Source organism: Sedimentibacter sp. (assembly GCF_038562225.1).
Taxonomy (GTDB): Bacteria; Bacillota; Clostridia; order Tissierellales; family Sedimentibacteraceae; genus Sedimentibacter.
In genome coordinates this window covers 16586-38415 of record NZ_JBCFAS010000003.1, presented here as the reverse complement: position 1 = coordinate 38415, position 21830 = coordinate 16586, and the positions used below count along the sequence as shown (strand labels likewise).

Sequence of the window (21830 nt, the reverse complement as noted above, 5' to 3'; positions counted from 1 at the left end):
AGTTTTTTATTTTATATTAATATCACTTTTTTTTCAACAATTTTTGTATGGTACTGTTACAATAATTTAACTTAGTACTTTTAAAAATATCCAAAATATCTTTTCTGTACTACTGCCTGTTCAATCCAATTTATAAGAGTGATAAAATCAAATACAGGTAGTCCTGTTGCACGTTGAATGTCACTGGCATAGGGAGGAAGGTCGCTGCATTCCAAGAGTATGGCTCCAACATCTGATCTTTCGTTAACCAGTTTCTTTGCCACTTCCGTAAGATCTCTTGTCAGGCGGTCATTATCAAGCTTTGTTTTACCCCACCTGATGGGCGCAAAGCTTTCTAAGCTGCCTATGTCCTGAATCACGCAGTCATTTATGTCCGCACCAACCTTCTTAAGCAGGACGTCTGTTAAATTATCCTTGCTCGCTGCAAATACAGCAATTTTTTGCGAAGGCTTTAACCCCAGTTTGATTATAGGAATCTGGCAAAGACTGGATAGAAACACTGGAACATTTACCGCCTCTGCCACCTGATTTTGAAAATGAGCAAAATAGCCGCAGGCACCTATAATTGCACGCACGCCTTCAGCCTCAAGCTCCTTTGCTGCAGCAACTATCTGAGCCTCAATCTCAGGGGATCCCGAAAACAAAAGCTCTATATCAAAACTTACTTTTTTATACAATACCGGAAAATCATATGTAGTTGCATTAACCACATTACCGGGTAGTTTGGGATATACCAGATCTACGGCAATAATTCCGACCGGATGTCCTGCCGTATATGTTGCAGGAACTGCGTGTGTCTGGTAAATATCCCCGGTGGTCTGTAAAATTCCATGCCAGCTCATATTTTCTCCTTACTTTTCTACATAAATGTCTTCATTCAAATATCTCAGCAGTTGTTCCCTGTCTAAATGCCCGATACCCAAATCATCCAATGTCATACCTTCTTTATAGAAATCATGACCGGTCATTACTGATGCCAATGTAATCATGCTGTCAATCACCTTTGTTTCCACACCATATTTCTTGCCGAGCTCATGATATATATGGCAGCCCACAGGTATATCTTCTGTAATATAGCGGTTCTTAATTGTAAATGGGCCTGTACCATACGCTGTTTCATATTGTTCATCAAATGGAACAATGCAGTCATCTCCCATATATTCAGGTCCTAATATGCTGGTGCGGGATAAGAAATTCTTCTTGGGATATTCCTGAACACTTACACCAATGGCTTTTGCAAGCTCCAGCTCTTCCAGATAAAAGGCGTATTGAACTTCTGCAATTGAAGGACAATATGCATGGCTGTAAATGGAATAGGTATACTTGTCATTGCCTCCAAATATCTTTCCCCAGTTTTCCATAACACCCACACCAAGCAATGTCCCCGGACAATGGAGCACCGGATTTACGTTGCTGAATCCAATATCCAGTACAGTATTACCGCCTGTTGGTCCATCTCCTTGCGTAATTGAGTCAAAACATCCAAGATACTTTGAACTTTCCAGAAAATCCGCCTGATCTGTTGTAGGAAGAGCTGCTCCACGCAAAGTAATGGCACGGTATACCAGGAAAATCTCTGAAGTCATAACACCGCCTTCAGTAACAACACGTGCTCCATAAGGCGCACTGGACCATCCGCCGATTATTACCTTCTTCTTACAGTTTAGCTCTCTCATTTTCTTTTTCAGCTTCAAAGACCCGTAGTTATCGGGAATGATATGGATTATCATGTCATCCTCCAATACAGGAACCAATTTTTCAAAGAAGGTATCATGTGCTACTGAAGGCACTGCCACAATGATAATTTTAGCACCCTTCACACATTCTGCCACATCAGTTGTAATCATATCAAAATGAGCGGTACCGGTACGCTTAAAGCCGTATTTGTTTTTTTCATTTCCCTTCAGTGAAATGCCTGTCTTTTGTAAGTTGGCAAGAGTTGCGGAAGCATAAGGTTCCAGGTCACAGATTCTGACCTTGTTGCCTCCTAGTACGCAATCTGCTCCAACTGCCTTTCCAACAGCTCCTCCACCGAGTATTGCCACCGGCACATCCTTAATTCCATTAAAATTGTACATATGAGATTCCCCTTCTTAACGAGATTTGTTACTTACCGCTTCGGCACAATAACATTTTTAGTTTTTCTATAATGCAGAGCTGCTGTAATGCAGATCTGTCCGATTTTTACAAATCCATATATTAAACTTACTTAGTATGCTATTATATCAGCTGAAAAAATAAAGTATAATATCAAAAAATAATAATCAGCTATAACACAAACCTATAACAAACAATAAAAGGGACGGTTCCATTAGTCATTCTTATGGTGTAGTTTTGAGCCTTGAGCCCGAAAGATACCATAAGTACGCTAATTCAACAGTCCCCTTTAAGTATATTCAATTTATTTTCTGCAGAAATAATTCCAGGTCTTCCCTGTTCTTTAACCTTATTACCTTGTTTCCATGCCTACTGATTGTATCGGCGTATTGCTTCTTCTTTTCCCTTGTCCTTCCATCATGTAATATCCATTTTATGAATTCGAAATCAAACTTCTCTTCGCAGCCCTCCGCCATGCTTTCACGGGTCTTTCCCCTGTATTCCCGAAACCTTCTGTATGCCTGGTATAAACATGTCCATCTGGAAAAATCAAAGAACACTATGCTGTCAGATTCCTCCAGCCTTTGCTCCCTGTAAAATTTCGTGTAATTGCCGTCTATTACCCAGTTGTGGTTTTCTTCCAAAAACCTTTTTACCATCAGTCTTGCTTCTTCCTCATCGCGCTCTTTCCAGCCTGCCTCAAACTGAACTTTATCAAGGTAAAGAACCGGACAATTGTACATCTTCCCCAGTTTTCCCGCCAAGGTTGATTTGCCCGAACCGCTGTAACCTATAACTGCAACTTTCATATGGACCTCTTTCCTTCCTGCCAGTTTAACTCTTTATAGAGTAACGGCCTTCACGGTTTTTGCCACTTGTTCTCTTATGCAGTCATTGTCTGCCACCGGAGAGTTTTTTGTGTCATAGTATTCAAGCACGCTAACCACATCAATGCCCAGTTCACACAGGGTTCTTGACATGCTTTCTATGGTGAAGCCCATGGACTCACTATTCTTTCCCCTGCAAACACCTGCGACTACTGCCTTCTTTCCCGGTGAAAGACGGCTTTTGCATCCGCTGTTGTAGTCGTTGAGGCAAAAAGTCCTGTCAAGAAATGATTTCATCTGAGCAGTAACATTGTAATTGTACGAAGGCGAAGCAAGGATAAGTCCGTCCGCATCCTTCATTTCATCAATTAAACAGGACACATCGTCTTTGATGATGCACGTGCCTGTTTTGATGCATTGTTCACATCCGGTGCAGGCTGAAATATTTCTGCTGTTCAGGATGAACTTATCCGTCCTTATGTTTTTGACCTTAAGCTCCTCTATTAGGTAATCCACAAGAAGCTCCGTGTTGCCGCCTTTTCTTGGACTGCCCACAACAGCAATCCACCTTCTTTCTGGTTCAATTGATAGTTTTAAGTTTTCGCATGCTTTGTTCACTATTTTTTCCTGCTTTCAGATTTTATCACATCCGTTATTTCTTGTAATAAAAAATTCTGTCCTTTTGAACCACTACTTTTGTCACGGCTTGTGACATCCTGTACAGAGTTTTTCCATTGCTGCCAAATACCATCATCTTATATGGGGAGCTGCTGTTGTCTTCAAAGGTGCACACAACGTATCCTTCCTGCGCAGTCAACGATTTTACAACACCTCCAGGATTTAAGGAACCTTCGAGACCCAGCCTGAAAAGTTCCAATCCGTCATCATAGCGTGAAACATAGTAAACTGTGTGGTTCAGAACAGTAAAGTCGCTTGCTGCCTTATCCGACAGTTTTTCCGCAGAATTGCCGTCAACAGGCATTTTATACAGAAAGCCTTCTTCATCCATGAAGTATATGAAGTCCCCGCACATAATGAACTTCACGGCAGATTGATCACACAGCCTTGTTGTTTCCCCAGTATGTATGTTCACCTTGTGTATACCAGTGGTTCCAAATTCTTCCCGAGGTTTGTAGTATGCCAGAATGTATAAGTTGTCTTCAATAAGGAAGAAGTCATTGCTTGGCCCTCCTCCTTCGCTGACCTCTGTCTTTTTCCACGTCCAGCCGTATATGTAATTGTGATCTCCCACCTGTGTAAATTCCTGTTCGCCGGCTTTCTTTACTGAAAGGTTGTTTTGTGACGGCGGAACAGACTGACTAACATTAACCGTATATTCTCCAAATTCCTTTCTGCTTAAGTAACCATATGAATAATCTTCACTTGTGCCATCTTCCTTAAGGATTATCCTGAAGTCTGAACCCATGGATGCCCCACCCTGATGGTACGTCATAATAACCTTCTCGTCTATTGTATCAAGTTTCGGGTAAACATAGCTGCTTCCATATGTCCACAGCGGAAGTTCATAGACTGACTTCCTGTCGCTGGGATTATCAATCGGAGCCTGGTAGATAATGCCATTATCTCCCTCATAGTAGAACAAGCTGCCTGCCACGGTAAAATCACCGATAAAACTGCCGCCGTCCCTCACTGCCAAGGGCAGTACAGCTTCCTTTATCTGTGGTCCTTCATACTTAGGATTTTTGATTGTGAGCCCGCTTTTTGCATTAAACCTGTAATCCCATCCAAACTCATCAACTGCAAATTTCCACGTCAGAGGAAAGTAGGTCACGTTTCTGAACTGCAGAAGCGGATACTTCTCCTTTGAGTTTTCTATTGTTTTTCCGTTAACCCTTATTTTGAACGCCGGAATTGAGGCTGTATACCTTGACACATTCTTTTTTTCTGTTGCATATGTATCGTAGGTACCGTCAGCTTCAGAGTCACAGTCCACTTCCAACCCAGTAACATCATTCCACTTGGTCTTGATCCCTAAAAATCTGCTGTCAGAATACGTCATCGGAAAATATGTGATGTCCTTATAGACTATAAACGGATACTGTCTGTATTCGTTGTTAATTTCAATGCCGTTCATTGTAACATCAAATGTTGGCAGCGAAACTGACACGTCAACGGCGTATGCGTCCGGTATGCCGGCAGTGCCGATTAAAAGCATTAAAAATGCTAATATAATTGTTTTTACTAATCTTATTTTTTTCATCTCTTCCTCCACCCTATAAATCATTATAGTACGACGATTATAAAATGCAATATGTTCCATCTCAAATATGTCCAGATGATTTTTTTAAAAACCAGGACAAATTTTGTAATATATATTGGAATTGAAGCAGCGTTGTTATACAATAAACATAAAAACTAAAAAGGTGCAATTATGATACAGGATATAGAGCCAAGAATATTTGACAACAAATTTAAAAGCAAGACTGCAGAACCTGATGACCTGTTTCTTTCATACGACAAGGACACGGTTCTTGTAAGGGAAGACAAGGAAAAACTGTGGTATCCTTCGTTTTCTGATTTTAAAGAAGATTATCCACAGCTTATTGATAACGCGCAATTCCTATTCACAATTGATGACATCAATTACTTCCTGGTAGAAGAAAAAGGACTTGATTCCGTGGACGGTTGGAGCTATGTATCCACCGGAAGATTCAGGACTGAACTGAAGTACTGGCGCTCCTTTGCCGGAGTTGTGGGATGGCAGCTTAACCGCTGGTATGAGAATCATCATTTCTGCAGCAGGTGCGGGCAGCCCATGAAGCGCTCTGAAAAAGAACGCATGCTATATTGTGAATCCTGCGGTTTTCAGACATACCCGACCATTTCTCCCTGCGTAATAGTAGCTGTACATGACGGCAACCGATTATTGCTGACCAAGTATGCAGGCAGGGCATATACAAGGTATGCTCTCATAGCTGGCTTTGCTGAAATAGGGGAAAGCCTTGAAAAGACCGTTCACAGGGAAGTTATGGAAGAGGTTGGTCTCAAGGTTAAAAACCTTAAGTTCTACAAGAGCCAGCCCTGGCCATTTACCGATACGCTTCTCGCCGGATTCTATGCCGAATTAGACGGCGACGACACCATTACTCTCGAAGAAGACGAGCTGTCACTGGGTGTGTGGATGGACAGGGAGAACATCCCGCCCGCAGACCTGAACATAAGTCTTACAAGTGAAATGATGGAAGCATTCCGAACAGGAATTGCAAAGCTGTAACCATAAAGCCGCAAATATGATCTCCGAATCCTCAAACAAGCCTGTTGAAAAAGTCGAAAAAGGTGCGGATGAAGGTTTAAAATCAAGTGGGGCCTCTTCTTTGGAATTGACTACTTACGAATATTTCCGGTTACATTGTAAAAAATGTCTCTGACAGTCAGTCAGAGACATTTTTAAATGCATCGGATACAACAGCATTTTTGAATTATTTATTAATGTAAGTATATAAAAAAATGTATTGACAAATATAATATTAGCAATTATTATTAATACATATAAAACATATAATATTACTATGATTTGAAAGGGGATTTAAATATGGCTAACATTCACAAAAATTTGACTGAACTGATTGGAAAGACACCATTACTGGAACTGACAAACTTTGAAAAGAAAAACAATATAAATGCAAAACTGATTGCAAAACTAGAATACTTCAATCCTTCAGGAAGCGTAAAGGACAGGATTGCATACGCAATGATAGCTGAGGCCGAAGAAAGAGGAATATTAAAGGAAGGCTCTGTTATCATAGAACCCACAAGTGGCAATACAGGTATAGGGATAGCCAGCGTAGCTGCTTCCAAGGGATACCGCGCAATACTCACAATGCCTGAAACCATGAGCGTGGAGAGAAGAAACATACTGAAAGCATACGGTGCGGAAATTGTCCTGACCGACGGAACGAAAGGGATGAAAGGAGCTATAGCAAAGGCCGAGGAATTGGCTAATGAAATACCGGGTTCCTTTATACCTTCACAATTTGAAAATCCTGTTAATCCTGCAATCCATTATGAAACAACAGGCCCTGAAATATGGGAAGACACGGATGGAAATGTTGACATATTTGTAGCCGGCGTAGGTACAGGCGGAACAATTTCAGGAGTTGGAAAATACCTGAAAGAAAAGAATCCGTCTGTAAAAATCATAGCAGTGGAGCCAGCCGCTTCACCGGTTCTTTCACAGGGAACACCGGGATCTCACAAAATACAGGGAATAGGAGCTGGCTTCATTCCAAATACCTTGAACACTGACATTTATGACGAAGTCATAGCAGTGGAAAACGAAAGTGCTTTTGCAAGCGGCAAGGAAATAGCCAAGGCTGAGGGATTATTAGTGGGCATTTCTTCCGGAGCAGCGCTGTGGGCAGCTGCAGAATTGGCTAAACGTCCTGAAAATTCAGGAAAGAATATAGTTGTCTTATTGCCTGATTCAGGAGACAGATACTTTTCAACTGCATTATTCACAGAATAACTAATTAGAATGGTATACCGTCCATTTCAGATAAAAAAATGAGGAGAAAGCAATCAGATTGCCTTCTCCTTGTTTATACAACCATCATTAACATCTGCATCAATCCTAAGTTTATATAAAATCTAACCCTTGAATGCTATGGCATCAAGCTGAAATAGAAGACCGTCTTCTCCTCCGCGATGTGCAAACTCCGTTTGTATTGATTTTCGTGCAGGATACTTACCATTAAATCTTTCCTTTATTACTTTTTCCATCACAGGAATATTCCAGATATCCCTAAACATGCAATCAATCTTAACGACGGATTCCAGAGTTAAGCCTATGGATTTCAATCTCACCTCTAAATGGTCAAATGCACCATTAATCTGATTTTCAACAGATTGGCCAACATTACCCACACAATAATTTATAAAAGCGAAATCACCAGCCTCAACTATTCCGGAATGAACCCATTCCTCGTTAATATCACTTCTTATAATTTCTCCCATGTTATTTCCTCCCACAAAATAAATATCCACTATCTAATTATAACTACTAAATAACAAAGAGTATTGAAACGCCTATAACAGATATAACAGCACCCAAAATTTCCTTTGTAGACACCTTTTCTTTTAAAACATAGATTGACAGAGGAATAATAAGAACAGGAACTATTGACGTTATTGTTGAAGAAACACCGGTAGTTGTATATTGAATAGCCAACAGGCTGAACGATACTCCTAAAAATGGTCCAAACAACGATCCCAACAATAAATATTTTGTTGCTTCTTTATTTTTAACAGCTTCCTTTAACTTGTCCCATCTTTTCATAAACATGAAAACAACAGTAAATCCGATTATCCCGGATATAATGCGTATCTGAGTGGCTGCAAAAGGGTCATAGCTTCCCATACCTATCTTGCTGAATATCAGTCCAAATGATTGGCCAAGAGCCCCTATGAAAGCGTAGGCTATTCCTTTAATGGACTTAGAAAACATAAAGTTATTGCCTTCAGGATTTTTTACCAGCACCACAACAAAAATACCCAGAATTGTAATGAACATCCCCACAAGACCGGAAACTGATATCACTTCCCTCATGGTTATGAAACCCAGCAGTGCCGTGATTGGAGGAACCAATGCCATTATAAGCATGGATACCCTGGAACCAATCTCCAGGTATGATTGAAACAAAAACAAATCTCCTATAACAAAACCAATGAGGCCTGATATACTTAACCAAATCCATGCTTCTTTTGTTGCATCCAAGGGCAGAAACATGCCTCTGGAAAAAGTCGTATATACTCCTATAAATACAAACGCCAGAACCAATCTGATATAATTTACCGACAAAGAACCTATTTTTCTTCCTGCCATTTCAAAACATACGGCAGTTATTGTCCAGAATACTGCTGTAATAAGTGCATAAATTTCACCTAAATGAGACTGAATCATTTCTTTTCCTCCATGTGTGGTACATTTTTACCAATATGGATATTATACTTAATCGGCATAAGTTTTACAATGTGGAAATATAAAGTCTCGTGAGTTTAATTGCTTTTTTACACCTAGTCTTTGTCAGTATGATATAACTCATTATTCTAAAGGTATTCAAGATAATTGAAAACACTGCCACATTGGGCAGTGTTTATATGAATCGAACATATAATGAATGATATATAGCAATCAAATGTTTAGTATTAGGCTGCTGTCAAACCTTCTGTAAAAGCTAAGAGAAGAATGCTCTTCTCTTTTGAATGCAGCAGCATATATGTATGTAACTTTCTAAGTCTAAAATTTAAATTTAGTTATTATTGACTGCAGATTTTCTGCAAGACCTGCCAGGCCCTCGCTGGCTCCAGCTATTTCCTCTGCTGATGCAGCCTGTTCCTCTATTGAAGCTGTCGCTTCCTGAGTAGCAGCAGAATTTTCTTCTGCTATGGCAGCAAGACTCTCCATTGTTGACAGTATCTGATCCTTCATGCTGTCCATTTGTTCTCCGGCTACATTCAATTGTCCAACTATATCTATTGTTTCCTTCATGGCATCTTCAATGAGCCTGTACTTATCCTTGCTGCTTATTACGCTTTTTGTCTGCTCATTTGTTATAGTCAGCACTCTCTCCATAGTCTTGACTGCATTTTGAATGTTTACGTGCAGCTCGTTCACTATTTCATCAATTTCTTTTGTGGATAATGCAGATTGTTGAGCGAGATTCTTGATCTCCTCGGCAACAACCGCAAACCCCTTGCCTGCATTTCCTGCCCTTGCGGCTTCAATTGCCGCGTTCAGAGCCAGAAGGTTTGTTTGCTGTGCAATAGATGAAATGACACTGCTAGCCTGTCCTATTTTTTGAGAGCTGTCATAGGTCTTCAGTATAACCTCTTTTATTTCATTGGTTGCAGCATTGCTTTCTTCCGTTATGTTATACAAATTCTCAATTTCTGCCAATCCTTCTGTAACCACCTGAGAAACCTTGTTTGATCCATTGTTCAGACTTACCATCTGAGCCTGGTCATTTTCAATAATCCTGCCCAATTCATAAGCCTTGGAAGATCCCATTTCTGTATTTTGAGCCTGATCGGCAGCACCCTTGGCTATGCCTTCCACAGTCTGAGATATTTGTCCTGCCGCAACTGCTGATTGCTGTGAAGCAGCAGTCAGCTCTTCAGAGGCAGATACTACCTGTTCTGAAGTATTGCTCATCTCAGAGATAATTTCTCTGAGGTTATCCACTATCTTTTGCATTGCTTTTGACAAATCACCAACTTCGTCTTTCTTCTTCAGGTATTTTTCCGGCACATCTTCCGTTATGTCCAGGTTTGATATTTTCATGGAAACCTTTGATGCCTTGATTATCGGATTTGCGATTGTACTGCCGATTACAAAAGCAATCAAAATGCTTATTATAAGCGTAATAACCGTAATTTTATTAATTGTGCTTATCAATTCAGGAATTGCTGACAAAACTTCATCCTGATTCGCAGTTATTACAAATATCCAGTTTGTGCCTGATATGGGGGCATATCCTGCATAAAGTGAGTTGCCTTCAAAAGTATAGGTGCTGTTTCCACCTTTTTCCGCAATTACCTTTTCAAACAGCGTAGCTAGAGACCTTAGACTTTCATTGCTTTTAACTTCATCAATAGGGTTGAACTGACTCAAGACCTTGTTCCTGTCAGGATGGGCTACCACAGTTCCGCTGCCATTGATAATGTATCCATATCCACTCTCTCCAAATCCCGCATCATCGGTGATAAGGCTGAGAGCATCTCCATCCCTGCGTCCTATGAGGGCACCCACTACAATGCCATCCTTCTTTATTGGAACGGCATACATTAAAACCATAGTGTTTGTTACCTTGCTCATTATCAGATCCGACACATTCATCTCGCCTGCCAGTGCCTTTTTCACATATTCCCTGTCTCCCAGCTGACTGACCGTTCCGTCTGAATAACTGGCAGTCCCGTCAGGCAAGACGACAGCAATGTCTAAAAAATTGGTATTTTTCAGCTGACTTTGCAGTATGGGCTGCTGCAGCTTCCAGTTCATTGTTTCCATACCCTGAATATAAGAAATCATCTCCAGAGTTTTCATTTGTGTTTCAATCCTGCTTTGAGTCAGTCCAGCTGCATCCCTTGTCAGTGAAACCAGTGTTTTTTCTGCTTCCGCTGTAATGATCTCTCTTGATGTTTGCATGGAAATGTATCCCAAAGCAACAGACGACAGCAATATCAACATAGAAAAATAAATAATAAGTCTTCCTTTTATTCCCGTAATTCTTATCCCTTTCAATTTGGCCTCCATTAATTTACTTCATAATTTTTAGGTAATTCTCGTATTTCATTTTGCTTATGCAAATTCTGTAATTTTGTTTTTGTCATCAGTTTTTGAAACTTCATTATTCCATATATTCATTCATATTTTTGAACAGCCATTTATCAGTACAATAAAATATTAATTTATCTTGACTCATGCTGCTTTCAGCACGAATATCTTTGCATAATATTCTGTATTAAAATTCTTATTTCACAACCCCCTATATAATTACTAATAAAAATTTATTGCCAATAAAATAAAGCCATTCTCAATCTTAATCCTTTTTGTATATCGTCTTTACAACAAATTTGTTTAGATATGATAACGTTTCGTAAATTAAAATAATTGAAATTAAATTCAAACGGAATAGAAATCCTGATAATTATTCACAAAAAATACTGCCCAGATGGACAGTATATATTCCTTATATATGACTTGCTTTACATGAAATCATGTTATTCACTTCTTCCAGTCTCAGAGGCCTGCTCATGAGGAATCCCTGACCGTAATCACAGCAGGATAGCTTCAAATATTCAAGCTGCTCCAAAGTTTCTATTCCTTCCGCCACCACCTTGTAATTCAAGCCGTTGGCAAGAGATATGATTTTCTCCACAATTGTTGCATCAATGCTGTTTTGCGGAATCAGATCAATGAAGCTTCTGTCAAGCTTTATATAGTCAATAGGCAGCCTTTTCAAATAAGTCAAAGAAGAATACCCTGTTCCGAAATCGTCCAGGGCAATTTTTACCCCATTATTTTTAATCTTTTTAAGCCTTTCAATGATTAGGTCCAAATCGTATAAGCCGGAGGTTTCTGTTATTTCCAAAACTATATTGGAATAATCGACGTCATGTTCCAATAAAATCCTTTCAATTATTGAGAAGCTGTCTTCGCAGGCCAGTGTTTTTGCTGACATGTTTATGGATAATTCAAGAAAATCAAAGCCTTGTTTTTCCCACAGGGACTTCTGCTCCAGGGCAGTATTCATTACCCATTTTTCTATGCTGGCTATTTCTCCGTATTCTTCAGCAAGAGGAATGAACTCAGCCGGCGATATGATTCCTTCAGCAGGATGCTCCCACCTGATTAATGCTTCAACACCCTTTATTTCACCTGAATTCAGAACATATTGAGGCTGATAGTGAAGGGTAAATTCATTCTTTTCTATGCCGGACTTTATTTTATTTATCATCTCAATATTCTTCAGGTTAATTTTCTCAATTTCCCTGGTGTAAAACTGAACTCGGTTCTTTCCTTCCTTCTTGGCTGCATTCAAAGCTATATCGGCATTTTTCAGCAATGCTGTAGAATTGTCACCGTGATTTGGATAGCACACAACGCCGATGCTCATGGAAACATTAAATCGGTTATTGTAAACCATCCACGTCTTGCTTATTTTGCCTTTAATGTCTTCAATTACATCCTGAAGCCTGTCCGATTCCACATTGCTGAACAAGATTGCAAATTCATCTCCTCCGAATCTCGATACAACACATGGTTCCTTAACTTCATTTTTCAGATTCTTTGCAATGCTTATCAGCAGATAGTCTCCTATATCATGTCCCAATGTATCGTTTACGTAATTGAAATTGTCGATATCTATGTATGCAATGGCAAAATTTTTCACTTCGCACTGATCAATCAGTTCACTTATCTTATTCCTGAACATCTGCTTATTGGGCAATTCCGTCAGCTCGTCATAAAGAGCCATATACTTGTACCTGGATTCATATTTGACTGTTTCCTCATGTGCTTTCTTAAGCTCATCATATAAGCTTAATATTTTGCAGATGTATTTGTTTATTATCTTCATCCTGTCATTGACCAGAACATATAAAAACAGTGTTGTGACTATTATGAATAACCCGCCCTTGTATGTCTGAAATTGCTTGTATGCAATGCCGTCGAATATCAAATCTGCAATTACATCTGACAGCAAAATCCACAGCATTCCTGCTGCCAGATACTTCATGGCAACATAACTTCCCTCATTGCGGTTTAGTGCCTTTACATCCTTTTTTCTCGTCTTCATCAATATCCCCTTGTTCCAATAACTCCTTAATCTTAATTTCTATTTAAATGCAAATATCTTCTAATTTCATATATTCATTATAGTCCTTCACTACATCGTAAAAATTAAAATTATATTATATTTTTAGCTCTTCCCATTATATACAAAGCAATCAACTTTAACAATACAAAATTTCAAAATACACCATTTTTTCCTAATTAATTTAGCTTGTTAACGGACAATCACTTAATTTGCAAAATTTAAACATTTTAAAACTTGTGCATTAAAAGCTGCAGGGATGACCCAATATGTCCATTAAATTAAGACATAATAGGGGATGGTTCATTCATAATCGAATCTAGAACCATCCCTAGCAATTCATTTATATACAGATTAATCGTGCTTTAAGAAGAACAATTCCAGTTTATTGTGCGTATTATCTTCAACGTTATTTTCATTGTTGCAATAATTTCCTCCAGACTCAGGTTATTATGATCATTGAGATATTCGTATTTTGGCGTAAAAATAATTTGCGATTGATATATTCCGTTGTGTCCAGAAACGTAATAGCTTATTAAAGAAGCTGCGATGTAATTAGGAACAGCTTTTGTCCCAAACATCTCTATTCCCAGATGATGGTAGTGATTGGCGTATTGGCGGCACACCCAAAGACTGAAATAAGACCCAATGCTGCAAACAGTGTGCACAATAAAACCTGACAGTTGAATTTCCACTTCTGATATCATTGGAGCAATTTCTTTTTTTACCTTATCATATTCCTGTTCCGAACACGTCATATCAATATCTTCTTTGACCATAACTACAGTAATCTCGACCATATCGGGCTGATACAAATTTTTTACCAACTCTACCGTTTTCATGCTTCTTTTGGTGCCATCGATTGGTATTAAAATTCTTTTCACAGTAATCACTCCCATCAAAATTAAGGTTATATATTATTTCAGGCAATGCTAGCTGTAATCCAAAAATATTATTCCGGTATTATCATGACAATGCACTTAGCATATTTCACTACATGGGTGGTGACTGAGCCTATCATTTGTGTCCACCCTTTACGTGTCGATTTTGTCATTATTATAATGTCCGTTTCATCAGATTCTGCAAATTTCAATATTTCTTCACCGGCATCTCCTACTCTGAAATGTTTTGTTACATTGAACTCTTCAAGTTTTCCGGCAACCTCATCCAAGAACGGCATTATTTCTTCTTTCAATTGCTTGTAATCTGATTCCGATCTTATTCCGTCATCTTCCTTGACGAGAATTATGGAAACATCAACCTGATCTGGTTTGTAAAGTGTTTTTACCAAATCAATGGATTTAATACTCCTTTTGCTGCCGTCAATAGGCAATAGAATTTGTTTCATGCTTATCTCCTCTCTATTCTTATATGACTTTATGGTTTGAATTATGATACAGCAGTTTCTTATGGGTCATATCTATTCCAAAGGCACCCAGCGGAGCAGTAATAAGTATTGCTATTACAGCAACAGTAAGAACTATTTGGCCGCACGAAAGGCCCCTTGCAAGAGGAACTGAACCGATTGCCGCCTGGACGGTTGCCTTAGGGGTATATGCAATCATGCAGAAAAGGCGTTCCTTATTTGACAGCTGAGTCTTAAGCAAACAGAAATAAACTCCGATCATTCTGAAAATCAACACTCCTGCAATGAGCAATATTGAACTGATTCCGGCAGCGGCAGCATACTTAATGTCAACGGCAGCACCTACAAGGACAAATAATATCAACTCGGCAGCAACCCACAGTTTTGAAAATTTTGAGGAAACACGTTCTGCAAGATTCTGATTGTACTTTTGAATAATAACACCCATGCTCATCACTGCCAGCAATCCCGAAAACGGCAAAATGCCTGTCAGTTTGCTTTCAGCAGCAACCAGCATAAAAGCAATGCTCAGCATAACAATGACCTTGTTTGAGTCCCTCATGTGAAACCTCTTAAACAATTCCAGAACTATAAGTCCCACAACGACTCCTCCAACAAGCCCCAGAACAATTGATGCCGGAATCTCAAGGAAACTGGATGCAGAAATATTTTCTCCCATGGCCAAGCCTGTAAATGAAGTAAACATTACTATGACAAACACATCATCAACAGATGCTCCGGCTAGTATAAGCTGAGGAATACTCTTGTCAGTGCCATAGCCATTTTCCATGAGATTAAGCATCTTCGGAACAACCACAGCCGGAGATACAGCTCCCACCACAGCTCCCATTATTGCTGCATCAAGGATTGAAACTCCCAATAGTCTTGGTGCCAGCACAATCATTCCTATTATTTCAAAGCAGGCAGGAACAAAGCACATGAGAAAAGCCGGCCTTCCCACCTTGATTAGATCCTTCACATCCAGGGACAGCCCTGCTCTTGCAAGAATTATTATCAGCGCCAGCTTGCGCAGCTCAGCTGATATTCCAAGTATTGAACTATCCAACAAATTAAGAACATGCGGACCAAGCACAATTCCTGTCAAAAGCATCCCCAAAAGACTTGGCAGTTTCATTTTTTTAAAAACCGAACCCATCAGCATTCCTATTAAAAATATCAAAGCTAAACTTGTTAGCATAACTACCTCCTGATTGTAATGTAAGTTATTATGTAATGCTTCAGAATCATTGAATTATGCCTTCAAGAATATAACTATGACTCTGGTAATACATGATTTTTTTCAGGCTATATCATAGCCTCTTCCACAGCTACGCCTTCACTGACATCATTACACAGGACCATGCTTTGGTCCTTGGAAATGCAGCACATACTTTCCACTTCATGAGTATAAATCATATTTCTCCTCCTCAACTAATAACTAATTATAAATTCAAGAAAACATAAGCTAACAAAAAATCCTACAAATGAAAAAAACATTTGTAGGAGTCATCAGCTTATGCATTTAAGGGCGAACTCCATCGCCATTTAACATATTAAGTTATTTCGCATTGCTTAAAGTATAACATTTCAGCAATATTATTACAAGATTAATTTGTTTTGCCGCACATAAATATACCAGCTGTTTTCCATCACATTAGAAATTTTCAAAGCAGTAATAACGATTTGCTTAGTGAAAAGATGTACATATTTATTCTTTATGTAAACATGTCTTTATTGCAGTCAGAATTCCAGATGTATTCTATATGGTTAGCTATTTCCACTGCCTCTTTTTCGCTGAAGCAGTCTTTTATAAATCCCAAAGCCATATCCATTCCGGCTGAAACACCTGATGATGTATAGTATTTTCCGTCAACTACCCATCTTGCATTCCTAATCCAATCGACATTTGAATTGATTGATGTCACCCAGTCAAAAGCCTTTTTGTTAGATGTGGCTTTCCTTCCATTAAGCAATCCTGTTGCTGCCAGCAATGCTGAACCTGTACATACGGATAGGCAATAGCATGATTGCTCTGATGCATTCTTTAACATTTCAATAAATGACATGTCATTAACCAAAGTTCTTGTTCCTCTTCCACCAGGGACAACCAATATGCCTTCTTTGCAAGCGTCCTTGATGCTCTTGGTTATTATCGAAGTGTTTTGAGCACTGACAACAGTGCCACCGTTTATAGAATAGTAATTTAACTCATATTGTCCAACCTTGCTCAATATCTCTACCGGCCCGAAGGCATCTAATGTCTCGAATCCGTCAAACAATAAAATGTTTATATCCATGGTTCCCCCTTTGTTATTGTTTTTCCTCTATGATTTTCAAAACAGCGTCAATCATCATGACATTGGCAAAACGATTATTCCAGATTTTGTAATTAAAAAACTCATACAGCTTCTCTCCTGAAAGGTAATCATTATCAAAAGTCGTGTTTGTTTCTTCCGGAATGATTACCCTGTATCCACAGTCGAAGGCGCCTTTGCAGGTTGCATCCATGCAATACTCTGTCTGCAGTCCAGTCAGTATGATGGTGTCAATGTTCCTGCTGTCCAGGTATTCCTTCAATTCTGTCTTATGAAATGCACTGTTGTACTTCTTGCTGAAGACCTTCTCATCCATTACGGGAGCTGCTGCGGGATAAATCTGCCATCCTTCGGTACCATACTCCAATTCAGATCCTTGTCCGTCATCATGCTGAACATACAGCACTTCCATGCCGCTTCTTCTCGCCGCGGAAATCAGTTTTGAAATGTTGCCGATTACATTATGTTCATTGTATGGATGCTCTTTAATCAATGCTGTTTGAACATCTACAACCATTAAAACACTTTTGCTCATCTTTTTATCCTTTCGCTGATCAATATAGTAGTCTAATTCAATCTCATCTCTAGAGTGTTTGATTTGAACCCCAATTTTTTATAAAACTGAATGGTATTTTTGTTTTCGACAGCTACCGTAATGGAAATATTTTTACAGCCGCTTTTTTTAAGCCAGCTTATATGGCTGTTCATCAGACTTTTCCCTATTCCTGTTCCGCGTACACCTTCAGCAACATGAAGGGAATGAATGCATCCTTCGTCTTCTTCAAAAGTAGAGATGGAATAACCCAGCATCATGTCGGCATCTTCAACAACAGTAATCTTTATATGCTCCCTGTCAAATGAGCTGAATGGATTCATTCTGTCTTCAAAAACCAAATCTGAATAAAGATCACCAAAATATTCTGAAATGTCCTCATGATATTTCCTGTTTTTTTCCCATAATCCCTTAATAATTGAAACTTCACCAACGGGTATGTCTCTAAAGTTAAGCATGTTTCCTCCCACACTTTTAAGATTATTGACTTTATTGCTTATTTCGAACTGTTTCCCAAACTCCTGATATTTTTATTTCTGTACCACAAAACACTCGTCAGGAATCCTAACGTTCCGGTGCATAGAAACATAACGGCCATTCCGCTGCCTGCCCCGGCTCCCACTATTTTTTGAAGAAACATTGCTCCTGCATTGCCGGAACTCATAAATGGTTCAAAAACATAATCCGCCAAAAATCCACCCAGCAGTATTCCAGCAGGAATTGCGCAGAACTGAACCGCATTTCTTACGGCAAAAACCCTTCCCTGCATATGCTGCGGTATGTAATTGTACAGAATTACATTCTGTCCCACACTGATAAACGGTATTGGAAAGCTTGCAGCAAATGCTGCTATGCTCCATGACAGGCCCGACCTGCCAATTCCCATCAGCAAGTCGCCGAATAAAAATGAAATTGCAGCCGAGTAATAAATCAGCTTCAGATTATCATTTGTTATTTTATTGAATGAAACAATCAACCCGCCTATTATTCCTCCTACTCCTATGATTCCGTTGACCAACCCGAATACCGCGTCGTTTCCTCCGCTCCTGGCAAGTATCATAGGCGATAAGATGTTTTCATAAGTAAGCCTTGAAAAGAAGTTCATAAATGCCATGCTTATGATGAGGTACATGATTCCCTTATGATTTGCCAGAAACATCATTCCTTCTTTCCATCCGGAAAATGCGCTGTTGTGTTTTTCCTTTGTCTTCTCCAACGTCTCAGGAACAGAAACAAAAAACAACAGTACCACAAAGGCAAAGATGAATGTAATCAAATCAATTAGTATTACCCCCTTCAGACCAAAAATTGAGCTTACAGCTCCGGCCATCATCGGAGCAAACACCATGAGCAGTGACTCTGAAAAAGATCTCATTCCATTTGCCTTCGCATAATTTTCTTTTGGCACAATTATTCCTATTGCCACAGTTTCTGCAGGTGATTGAAACGCATTCATAAATCCAATAATTCCATTGACAATGTATATATGGCTGATTCTTAAATTTCCGCTCAAAAGCAAAATTAAAACCGCCATCGAGCATATGGCTGCAATGGAATCCGAAAATAGCATGATGTTCTTTTTTCGGTGAGAATCTATGAACGGTCCTGCAAAAATACTGATTGCTATATACGGCAAATACAAAAAAAATGTCATTAATGATACTGACATTGCGGAATTCGTCTGCTTGTAAATCCATATTATCAATGCAAAACTGGTCATTCCGCTGCCTAGTTGTGATATTGACTGGCTGATCCAAAACACTATAAAACTTTTAAATCTATTGTCTTCCATCGGTTTTCTCCTTATAAGCTATTTTTAGAAATAATCCCAAAGGTACAAAACCCGATGCGGACGACTGCTTAATATTTTCTCTGTACAAACTTCGTCCGGTCACCAGATTTTGTACAGAGTAATTTGCTTAAATCAATAACTAAATGACACTGCATTCTACCACCTCACTTCCCATATTTACTGCAGTCACTTATGTAATCCTTGCCTTACATTATATACTATATTTGAATATTTTTCCATCCATAAAGATGATTTTTATAACACTGTCAGAATAAAAAGTTGCTTCGCAACTCCGCTAGGGGAACCTACGTCCTCGCATATAAAAAAACAGATTCCTGCTTATATCTTATAACTTTCAAATCAAAGAAGGAATCCGTCACAAAGCTTTCATAATGATTCATTTCAATTTCCCAGATATAAATTTATTAAATAATCATCATCGACTATCTCCCGAATTCTCTCATATACCGGCATAGCCTTAAGCCTCATTGCTTGCTTTGTTTCTTCAGGGAGCTCCAGCAGTGTCATACCCTTGTCAATAAGTATTTTTCTTCTTTCCTCCAAGCTTTCTTCTGATGTTTCACGCAAGTATGCTGTAGCATTGGCGGCAGCTTTTTCAAGTATTGCTTTCTCAGCTAAGCTCAGGCTGTTGTAATACTTTTCGCTGGTTATGAGATTTACCAGATGCGGTAAATGTCTGGTTATTATAAAATACTGTTGTTGCTCATACAGCTTTAAAGCAATTATGTTTTCAAAGGGATTATCTGCAGAATCTATGAATCCCTGCTGTAATGACGGATATATTTCACTGACAGGCAGAGGCACTAATCTCGCTCCAAGCAGTCTCCAAAACTCCTCATGATTTTTATTTTGAATTGTTCTTAAGCTTATTCCATTGAAATCCTCTATGTCTTGTATTTCCTTGTTTGTTGTAAGCTGCCTGAAAAACGGATCGGCAAATCCAAGGAGCTTATAGCCGCCGCTTTTGTATACGTCGCTTATTCTTTCATAGAATTCCGGATCGTTTATTACTTTTCGCAAGTCATCATATTCAGTGTATCTCATAGGAATATCAAAAATAGACAACTTAGGCATAAAATCAACCTGAGGCGGGGTGGTTTGAACAATTAAATCAATATTGCCGTCACTCAGAATGTTTTGAAGCATCTGCCTGTCTGTTCCCAGCTTACCTTCAGTATTTATATCTATCTTTATTCTGCCATTACTTAAAATGTTTACCTCTTCCGCAAATTTCTCAGCATAAAGATAAGACGGCGACCCCATCGGGGTGACCATACCCAGAGACATGGTAAACTCTCTTACTTCATCATCAGGCAATTCTGATCTGTTTTGGAAAACTTGTGTGTTCCCCGGCAGAAGCTGGTCAGGTTTTAATCCCCGGTCTTCTAAAATCACAGGAATTAAACTGACATTTAATTTGTTAACATAACCGGGATAAAACTGCACATTTACCTGAACAGGATAATATCCTGATGCATCTATGCCTAAACTGTATTCATTGTTCCCATAAGGCCACACCCTTATATTTGCATAATCCACAGGAGTTCCGTCCGCAGAAAAAACCTTGACTTCAAAAAGCCCTTTTTGAATTTTATTTTTTATAAAAATATCAGAGCTTAATATGAAAGCTCTATCCTTCGAATACATATAATCACGGCAATACAATAACAACACATCCTTTTGTTGTATTTAACTGCTATTATAATATTCAGAAAGACAGAAATTGAAATATGCATTTTATGGCGACATTAATCAATATTTCTGAATAGACAATAAATCTTCACATATGTCATTCATGTACTTGTAAGAATCATATACTCCCTGATTGTAAAACTCTGCTGCCAGCTCCTCCGTTATGAAATCAAAAATCATTATGGATGCCAAATCACCTAACTCTTCATCCCTTTCATTCAGAAAATAATTTTTGATTTTTGAAATCATCTCTTCTCTTTTTTCTTTAGGTATTTCAATTTTGTTTTTTTTGCTCATAATAATCTCCTGTTTAACTTATATTGCAATGTTTTTGGAGTAAACTATCTTACATATTCGGTAACCAAATCAGTAAAAAGTATTCCTTCCAAATGGTCAATCTCATGACAGAAGCATTTTGCCAAATCGCCTGTACCTATCAGTACGATTTCATCTCCATTTTCATTCAATGCCTGTACGGTTACTTTTGCCGGCCTTATAACCTTGCCCCACTTATTCGGAATGCTTAAGCATCCTTCAACGACTTCCTGAGTACCTTCCTGATTAATTATCTTAGGATTTACTAACTTAATGAGTCCCTGCCCCATATCTATGACAACTAACCGCTTCAATATGCCTACCTGCGGGCCTGCAAGGCCTCCTCCGTTTTCGGTATTGTACATTGTGTCAGCCATATCATTTAATATTTGTCTTATCCTATCGTCAACAGTTTCTACTTCCCTGCATTTTTTTCTCAATATTTCATCATCAAACAGCCTTATTTGTCTTAATGCCACAAATACACATTCCTTTCACACTTTATTTTATGATTGTTT

Annotated in this window: 21 protein-coding genes and 1 riboswitch; of the genes, 2 read left to right on the top strand and 19 right to left on the bottom strand. The window is 38.8% G+C overall.

Going from position 1 to position 21830, the window contains the following annotated elements; all coding sequences use genetic code 11:
- Positions 1–80 precede the first annotated feature (80 nt).
- From AAGU76_RS12045 to AAGU76_RS12025, 5 genes are all read right to left on the bottom strand, one after another.
- Positions 81–842, bottom strand: a complete 762-nt coding sequence (locus tag AAGU76_RS12045; RefSeq protein ID WP_342485755.1) for an aspartate/glutamate racemase family protein — start codon at positions 840–842, stop codon at positions 81–83.
- Positions 843–851: 9 nt separating this feature from the next.
- On the bottom strand, positions 852–2078 hold the full coding sequence (locus AAGU76_RS12040; protein ID WP_342485754.1) for an NAD/NADP octopine/nopaline dehydrogenase family protein: 1227 nt from the start codon (positions 2076–2078) through the stop codon (positions 852–854).
- 318 nt (positions 2079–2396) lie between these two features.
- Positions 2397–2906 carry a DNA topology modulation protein gene (locus AAGU76_RS12035; protein WP_342485753.1) on the bottom strand — a complete coding sequence of 170 codons (510 nt, stop codon included), beginning with the start codon at positions 2904–2906 and terminating at the stop codon, positions 2397–2399.
- Between the two features lie 33 nt (positions 2907–2939).
- On the bottom strand, positions 2940–3542 hold the full coding sequence (locus AAGU76_RS12030; RefSeq protein ID WP_342485752.1) for a flavodoxin family protein: 603 nt from the start codon (positions 3540–3542) through the stop codon (positions 2940–2942).
- Between the two features lie 34 nt (positions 3543–3576).
- The gene (locus AAGU76_RS12025; protein ID WP_342485751.1) at positions 3577–5145 is read right to left on the bottom strand and encodes a DUF5050 domain-containing protein; all 1569 of its coding nucleotides are present in this window, start codon (positions 5143–5145) and stop codon (positions 3577–3579) included.
- Between the two features lie 171 nt (positions 5146–5316).
- Between AAGU76_RS12025 and nudC the strand changes: the two genes are divergently transcribed.
- Both nudC and cysK read left to right on the top strand, forming a co-directional pair.
- Positions 5317–6159: an NAD(+) diphosphatase gene (gene nudC, locus AAGU76_RS12020; protein ID WP_342485750.1), complete on the top strand. Its 843-nt coding sequence runs from the start codon at positions 5317–5319 to the stop codon at positions 6157–6159.
- 318 nt (positions 6160–6477) lie between these two features.
- A complete protein-coding gene (gene cysK, locus AAGU76_RS12015) occupies positions 6478–7410 on the top strand; it encodes a cysteine synthase A (protein WP_342485749.1) in 933 nt (310 codons plus the stop codon).
- A gap of 122 nt (positions 7411–7532) precedes the next feature.
- Here cysK and AAGU76_RS12010 read toward each other — a convergent pair whose 3' ends face one another.
- From AAGU76_RS12010 to def, 14 genes are all read right to left on the bottom strand, one after another.
- Positions 7533–7898 carry a Rid family hydrolase gene (locus AAGU76_RS12010; protein ID WP_342485748.1) on the bottom strand — a complete coding sequence of 122 codons (366 nt, stop codon included), beginning with the start codon at positions 7896–7898 and terminating at the stop codon, positions 7533–7535.
- A 46-nt stretch (positions 7899–7944) separates the two neighbouring features.
- Positions 7945–8844 (bottom strand): DMT family transporter, encoded by a 900-nt coding sequence (locus AAGU76_RS12005; protein WP_342485747.1) that lies wholly within the window; start codon positions 8842–8844, stop codon positions 7945–7947.
- A gap of 336 nt (positions 8845–9180) precedes the next feature.
- The gene (locus AAGU76_RS12000; RefSeq protein ID WP_342486298.1) at positions 9181–11130 is read right to left on the bottom strand and encodes a methyl-accepting chemotaxis protein; all 1950 of its coding nucleotides are present in this window, start codon (positions 11128–11130) and stop codon (positions 9181–9183) included.
- 502 nt (positions 11131–11632) lie between these two features.
- Positions 11633–13240, bottom strand: a complete 1608-nt coding sequence (locus tag AAGU76_RS11995) for a bifunctional diguanylate cyclase/phosphodiesterase (RefSeq protein ID WP_342485746.1) — start codon at positions 13238–13240, stop codon at positions 11633–11635.
- Between the two features lie 383 nt (positions 13241–13623).
- The gene (locus AAGU76_RS11990; RefSeq protein ID WP_342485745.1) at positions 13624–14142 is read right to left on the bottom strand and encodes a hypothetical protein; all 519 of its coding nucleotides are present in this window, start codon (positions 14140–14142) and stop codon (positions 13624–13626) included.
- Between the two features lie 68 nt (positions 14143–14210).
- A complete protein-coding gene (locus tag AAGU76_RS11985; protein ID WP_342485744.1) occupies positions 14211–14606 on the bottom strand; it encodes a universal stress protein in 396 nt (131 codons plus the stop codon).
- A 19-nt stretch (positions 14607–14625) separates the two neighbouring features.
- A complete protein-coding gene (locus tag AAGU76_RS11980; RefSeq protein ID WP_342485743.1) occupies positions 14626–15822 on the bottom strand; it encodes a cation:proton antiporter in 1197 nt (398 codons plus the stop codon).
- 295 nt (positions 15823–16117) lie between these two features.
- A riboswitch (Fluoride riboswitch) is annotated at positions 16118–16176 on the bottom strand.
- A 163-nt stretch (positions 16177–16339) separates the two neighbouring features.
- Positions 16340–16921, bottom strand: coding sequence for a DJ-1/PfpI family protein (locus tag AAGU76_RS11975; RefSeq protein ID WP_342485742.1), 582 nt, complete (start codon positions 16919–16921; stop codon positions 16340–16342).
- Between the two features lie 13 nt (positions 16922–16934).
- Positions 16935–17474, bottom strand: a complete 540-nt coding sequence (locus AAGU76_RS11970; RefSeq protein ID WP_342485741.1) for a cysteine hydrolase family protein — start codon at positions 17472–17474, stop codon at positions 16935–16937.
- Positions 17475–17506: 32 nt separating this feature from the next.
- On the bottom strand, positions 17507–17950 hold the full coding sequence (locus tag AAGU76_RS11965; RefSeq protein WP_342485740.1) for a GNAT family N-acetyltransferase: 444 nt from the start codon (positions 17948–17950) through the stop codon (positions 17507–17509).
- A gap of 38 nt (positions 17951–17988) precedes the next feature.
- Entirely contained in the window at positions 17989–19284 is a 1296-nt protein-coding gene (locus AAGU76_RS11960; protein ID WP_342485739.1) for an MFS transporter, read from the bottom strand.
- Between the two features lie 402 nt (positions 19285–19686).
- On the bottom strand, positions 19687–20952 hold the full coding sequence (locus AAGU76_RS11955; protein WP_342485738.1) for a TRAP transporter substrate-binding protein: 1266 nt from the start codon (positions 20950–20952) through the stop codon (positions 19687–19689).
- A 105-nt stretch (positions 20953–21057) separates the two neighbouring features.
- A complete protein-coding gene (locus AAGU76_RS11950; protein WP_342485737.1) occupies positions 21058–21294 on the bottom strand; it encodes a DUF2164 domain-containing protein in 237 nt (78 codons plus the stop codon).
- A 44-nt stretch (positions 21295–21338) separates the two neighbouring features.
- Positions 21339–21791 carry a peptide deformylase gene (gene def, locus AAGU76_RS11945; RefSeq protein WP_342485736.1) on the bottom strand — a complete coding sequence of 151 codons (453 nt, stop codon included), beginning with the start codon at positions 21789–21791 and terminating at the stop codon, positions 21339–21341.
- Between the last annotated feature and the right edge of the window lie 39 nt (positions 21792–21830).